A 5,010-nucleotide genomic window follows, 5' to 3' on the forward strand; every position below is an offset into this window, starting at 1 on the left:
CCTTGAGACGTGGAAAGAGCTCGTGGATTTCGTCGAGCACGCCCTCGTATCCGCCATGTGCCTTGCGGGTCGCCGGCGTGCGCGCGACCATCAGGTTTTCCTGCACGGTCAAACCGGGGAACACGCGACGGCCCTGCGGCACATGGCTGATCCCGAGGGAGACGATGCGTTCGGCCTCGAGGTTTTGAATCGACTTGCCTTCGAAGACGACGTTGCCGGACATCACCGGCACCAGACCCGACAGCGCGTTCATCAGCGTCGTCTTGCCCGCGCCGTTCGCGCCGAGAACGGCGACGATCTGGCCCGCTTCGACTTTCAGCGACAACCCATGGAGGACTGGAATTTCGCTGTATCCGACGTGAAGATTCTCAATGTTGAGCATGGGCCTTCCGTCCAAGATAGGCAGCGATGACCGCTTCGTTCTCGCGGATGGAGGCAGGATTTCCCTCCGCGATCTTTCGTCCGAAATTGAGCGCGACGATCTTGTCGACGAGCCCCATGACAAAGCGCATGTTGTGCTCGATGACGATGACGCCGATGCCCGATGTCCTGAGTGTTCGGATGAACGCGGCGAGTTCATCCGCTTCGCTTTGCGCCAGTCCCGCGCAGGGCTCGTCGAGCATCAGCACGGATGGTTCGGATGCCAGAGCGCGCGCCACTTCGAGCAGCCGTCGCTGGCCGTAGGAGAGTGTCGAAGGCGATGCATCGATGAACCGCTCCAGGCCGACCATCTGCAGAAGCGACCGTGCGCGCTCCCTCGCCTCCGCTTCCTCTCGCCGGGCGAACGGCGAGCCGAACACACTGCCGAGAACGGTCGACCGCATCCGGCACGTGCGCCCGACGAGCACGTTGTCGCCGACGGATAGACCGTGGAAGATCTGCAGGTTCTGAAACGTCCGCGCGAGACCGGCCTGGGCGACGGCGTTGGGCGTCAGTCCGGTCAATGTCTTTCCACGATGGACGACATTGCCGCCCTCGGCTTTGTAGACACCGGACAGGACGTTGATCAGCGTCGACTTGCCCGACCCGTTCGGTCCGACGAGACCGAGTACCTGGCCCTGTTCCAGCTCAAAACTGACATCGTCGACGGCCGTCAAACCGCCAAAGACTTTGGAGACGTTGTTGACCTCGAAAAAGGCGTTCATGCAACGGGCCTTTCCCGTTTGAAGAAACGGCGTCCGAGGCCCGCGAGGCCTTCCGGCATCCCCATCACGCAGAGCCACACCGCCACGCCGAACACGACGAGGTAATAGTCTTTCACGAAGCGGAGTGCCTCAGGGAGGATGATGAGAAGGGCGGCACCGATGACGGGGCCGATCACCGTTCCACGACCGCCGATGAGCACCATCGCGAGCAACGTCGTGGTAAGGCCGAGGCTGAAGAATTCCGGGCTGATGAAGCGCATCGTGTGGGCGTAGAGGCTGCCGGCGACACCCGCGATGATGGCGCTGATACCGAAGGCGAGCATCTTCATGACGGACGTATTCACGCCGCACACTTCGGCCCCGATCTCCGCATCGCGGATCGCCATGAATGCGCGGCCGAACCGCGACACCTTCAAACGCCACACGAACAGGATCGCGAGCACGGCGAAGAACAGCAACAGATAGTACAGCGGGATCGCCTGTCGGAAGGAGAAACCGAAGATCTCGGGGCGCGGAATTCCCGACAAGCCCGACGCGCCATGCGTCAAACCTTCCATGCTGCGAATGACGAGCCGGATMACCTCCCCGAGGGCGAGAGTCAGAAGGGTCAGGTAGTGACCCTTGATGCGCAGGGCCGGAATGGCGATCAGAAGGCCCGCGCAACCGGTCAGCACCGCGGCACCGATCAGGCCAACGATGAACGGCGCGCCCGTCGTCATCACGAGAATGGCGCTCGTATACGCACCGATCGCGAACAGGCCGATATGCCCGAACGAGAGTAGACCGGTGAAGCCGAGCAGCACATCGTAACCGATCGCCAGGATGATGAAGATCAAGGCCTGATGCGCGATGCCGAGTTGGTAATTGCTCTTGAGCACGAGCGGCATGGCGATGGCGACGGCCAGCAGCATCGCGGCGGCGACGAGCGTGGAGATTCGGGATCGGCGTTTCTGTTGATCGCTGGTCATCACAGTTTCTCCGCAATGCGCTCGGGAAACAGCCCGCGCGGGCGCAGCAGCAACACGGCGATCAGGATCAGGAACGAGATGACGTCCTTGTATTCCGACGAGATGTAGGTGGCGCCGAGCGCTTCGACGATTCCAATGATGAGTCCGCCGAAGACAGCTCCCTTGAGGCTGCCCCATCCGCCGAGGATCGTCGCGGCCAAGCCCTTGAGCATCAACGTGAAGCCCATCGTCGTCGTGATGACGAACAACGGCGCGACCAGGAACCCCGCGAGGCCGGCGAGCGCCGCCGACAGGCAATAGGCGAAAGTCCGCATCTTGCGAATGGGGATGCCCATCAGTCGCGCCGCGACGGGATCCTGCGCTGTCGCCTGGAGACGCAGGCCGAGATCGGTGCGGGTCAGAGAGATCTGCATTCCTCCGATCAGCAGGAAAGCGGCCGCGATGATCAGCACATTGTGCGGAAAGATCGCGACGCCGCCGATATCGATCACCTCCGAACCGAAGAAGGTCGGAAGCGTGAGCGGATACGGCCCCCAGATCAGCGTTGCCAGCGCCCCCATCGCCACGGCGATACCGATGGTCGCCGTGACGGTCGTCAAGAAGTGCCTTCCTTCAAGCGGCCTGAAGACCACCCACTGAAAAAGATAGCCGATCAGCGTGCAGCTCACGACGGTCAGGACGAGCCCGAGCCAGAGCGGCAGGCCGAGCACGTTGACGAGGGTAGCGCCGATGAATGCGCCGTAGGTGACCCACTCGCTGTAGGCGAAATTCACCATGCCGGCCGCTGCGATCGTGAGCGTGAAGCCCAGCGCCACGAAGGCATAGATGCACCCCATCGTGACGCCGCTCAGGAGAACTTGAAGGAAGGTGTCCATGGATCGATCGTCGCGACTACTTCACGGTCGCGGCGAGCTTCAGCTTGCCGTTCTCGATCTGCACGATCGCAACGCTCTCTCCCCCATCGCCCTTGTTGGCGTAGGTGTAGATGTTGCCGACGCCTTTATGCTCGCGGATCGTCCGCAATTCCTTGACGAGCGCGTCCTTGTCGGTTCCCACCTTGGCGACGGCAGCCGCCACCATCATCACGCCGTCGTAATATTCGGCGGCGGAATAATCCGGCTCGAGATTGAAGGTCTTGCGATAGCGATCGGCCCAATCCTTGTGCGCCGGATCTTCGGCCGGAACGGAATCGACCGTGCCGTAGATGCCGTTGGCTGCATCTCCCTGATAGAGGCGGAGCGTCGTGGGAAGCACACCCGCATTGGAGAAAATGACCTTGGTCGAGAGACCGAGCTGCTTCATCTGCTGAACGGCGACGACGAAATTGGGCGGGTCACCGGCAATGATCAGAACGTCGGGATTGGCGTTCTTGATACGCAGCAATTGCGGTGTCAAATCCCGATCGGTGCCTTCATAGCTTTCGACGATGGCGGGCGCCATGCCGCGCGATTTCAGCGTCTCTTCGATGGCCGTTTTCCAGCCGTTGCCGTATTCGGTATTGCCCCGTAGCACCGCGACGGACTTCGCTTTCAGATTGTCGATCGCGAACCGTGTCGCGGCCGCCGGCACCCGGGCGTCGCTAGTGCGGACGCGGAACAATGCGTCGGTGCCCTTCTTGTCCGGGGCGAGCTGCGCCGACGCAGCACCGGACAGGGTCGGAATGTTCTCGTCCTGGATCATACCGATCTGGGACAGGACGAAGCCGCTCAACGTCGTGTTCATGATCGCCACCGGATCCTGTCCGATGATGCGATTGAAGGCGTTGACGGCGCCCGTCTGTTCGCTGCCCGTATCTTCGATGACGAGATTGACGCGCTTGCCGCCGATCCCGCCCTTGGCGTTCAGATCTTCCACGGCGAGCTTGGTCCCGTTGACCAGCGGCGCTTCGCCGCCCGCAAAGGCGCCAGTCGTGCCGACCACCATCCCGAGCGTGATCGTCGATTGCGCCAGCGCTGAAGTCGCTAATCCAGCCGTCATGAGCGCGGCGAGAAGCGATGATGATAGCATCCGCATGCGTTGTCCCTCTTTCCTGAAAACCCGCCAAAGGGCCGGGCTCTGCCAATTGTCCGCTTTTTGACGCGATCGGTTTCTGCGAACCGTTTGAATCTTTAAAGGTATAATCATCTAACCAATTCAGGCTGTCAAACTTACCTTACTCATGTCGACTTGCTGTCGCCTCATATCGATCAGGCATTCGGCACCCAGATCGCCCAGCTTCGGGCGACCGAGCAGCGCGAGCGTTCGTGTGACTTCACCGCCGATGATGTCGAGGGCACGCCGCGCCCCGGCCTCACCGCCTGCCGCGAGGCCATAGAGGGCAGCCCTGCCGACCATCACTGCGTCGGCGCCGAGCGCCAACGCCTTGACGATATCGGTCCCGCGGCGAAAGCCGCTATCGATCAGGATGGTCAGGTCGCCGCGGAACAGCCTGGAAATTTCAGGCAGTGCCGTCATCGGCGATATGGCGCCATCGAGCTGGCGACCGCCGTGGTTCGTCAAGACGATGCCGTCGGCCCCGAGATCACGCGCACGGGCGGCGTCTTCAGGCGTGAGGACACCCTTCACGATCAGCTTCTTGGGCCACAGAGAACGCAGCCACGCGACACGCTCCCAATCGAGATCTGGATCGACCTCCTGGCGCGACCAGGTGGCGGAAGCTGCAAGCGTCCGCTGGTCCGGCGGCAGAACATCGAGCAGATTGGCGAAAGCGGGGATGCCGTGACGAAGGACGTCGCTCATCCACCGGGGATGCAGAAGCATATCGAGCTTGTTGCGCAAAGTCGGATCGGTGCCGGCTCGGTAGTTACGCCGATCCCACTCCCGATTTCCGAAAACCGATGCATCGGTCGTGACGACGAGCGCCTCGCAGCCCGCTGCATGCGCCCGCGCGATGAGAC

At 62.0% G+C, this 5,010-nt stretch carries 6 protein-coding genes; all 6 read right to left on the reverse strand.

Annotated elements, in window-relative coordinates; translation table 11 throughout:
• A partial coding sequence (locus AC1DT3_RS11775) for an ATP-binding cassette domain-containing protein (protein WP_477465439.1) occupies window positions 1-382 on the reverse strand: 382 nt, incomplete at its 3' end.
• Window positions 369-1,145, reverse strand: a complete 777-nt coding sequence (locus AC1DT3_RS11780; protein WP_477465440.1) for an ABC transporter ATP-binding protein — start codon at window positions 1,143-1,145, stop codon at window positions 369-371. The genes AC1DT3_RS11775 and AC1DT3_RS11780, both read right to left, overlap by 14 nt.
• A complete protein-coding gene (locus AC1DT3_RS11785; RefSeq protein ID WP_477465441.1) occupies window positions 1,142-2,113 on the reverse strand; it encodes a branched-chain amino acid ABC transporter permease in 972 nt (323 codons plus the stop codon). The genes AC1DT3_RS11780 and AC1DT3_RS11785 overlap by 4 nt, the downstream gene beginning before the upstream one ends.
• Window positions 2,113-2,988: a branched-chain amino acid ABC transporter permease gene (locus tag AC1DT3_RS11790; RefSeq protein WP_477465442.1), complete on the reverse strand. Its 876-nt coding sequence runs from the start codon at window positions 2,986-2,988 to the stop codon at window positions 2,113-2,115. The genes AC1DT3_RS11785 and AC1DT3_RS11790 overlap by 1 nt, the downstream gene beginning before the upstream one ends.
• Window positions 2,989-3,004: 16 nt before the next feature.
• Window positions 3,005-4,126 (reverse strand): ABC transporter substrate-binding protein, encoded by a 1,122-nt coding sequence (locus tag AC1DT3_RS11795; RefSeq protein WP_477465443.1) that lies wholly within the window; start codon window positions 4,124-4,126, stop codon window positions 3,005-3,007.
• 120 nt (window positions 4,127-4,246) lie between these two features.
• A partial coding sequence (locus tag AC1DT3_RS11800) for an alpha-hydroxy acid oxidase (protein WP_477465444.1) occupies window positions 4,247-5,010 on the reverse strand: 764 nt, incomplete at its 5' end.

It is taken from the genome of Microvirga sp. P4_G7 (assembly GCF_056401005.1).